The sequence below is a fragment of the Clostridioides sp. ZZV14-6009 genome, from assembly GCF_020658095.1.
GTDB lineage: Bacteria > Bacillota > Clostridia > Peptostreptococcales > Peptostreptococcaceae > Clostridioides.
This window is the reverse complement of record NZ_JAGWDG010000048.1, coordinates 1-504: the sequence shown is the minus strand read 5'-3', so window position 1 is coordinate 504 and position 504 is coordinate 1. Positions and strand designations below refer to the sequence as shown.

1 tRNA gene is annotated in these 504 nt (G+C 37.5%); it reads right to left on the bottom strand.

What is annotated here, in order from left to right:
• Nucleotides 1-328: 328 nt before the first annotated feature.
• Nucleotides 329-404, bottom strand: a tRNA-Ala gene (locus KGF36_RS19860).
• Between the last annotated feature and the right edge of the window lie 100 nt (nt 405-504).

Genomic DNA, 504 nt, shown 5'->3' with positions numbered 1-504 from the left:
ACCCTTAATAACTTGACCAGTTAAAAAGGTTTGATAGATTAGAAGCTATCAACTTCGATAATTTTAAAAAGTTATCAGCTTTATATATTACAAATTAGATGTCATATCACTAAATATATATGCAGTTTTCAAAGTGCTAACGCACATCGCCAACGAATAAATTCCGTTGCTTAAAGTGCTAACGCACGTCGCCAACAAACAAACTTCACATGTGTTCAGTTTATTCTGTTGCTTAAAGTGCTAATGCACATAGCTTGTCTAAAGATAAGCTAAAAGTGCATGTAAGAGGCTACTAGATAAATCGAAGATTTAAGTAATATACTCTTAATGGTGGAGATGAGGAGAGTCGAACTCCTGACCCCTTGCTTGCAAGGCAAGTGCTCTCCCAACTGAGCTACACCCCCAAATATGAAGTTCATAAAGAACTCTCAAAATTAAACAGTAGGCAATTCTCCTTAGAAAGGAGGTGATCCAGCCGCACCTTCCGATACGGCTACCTTGTTA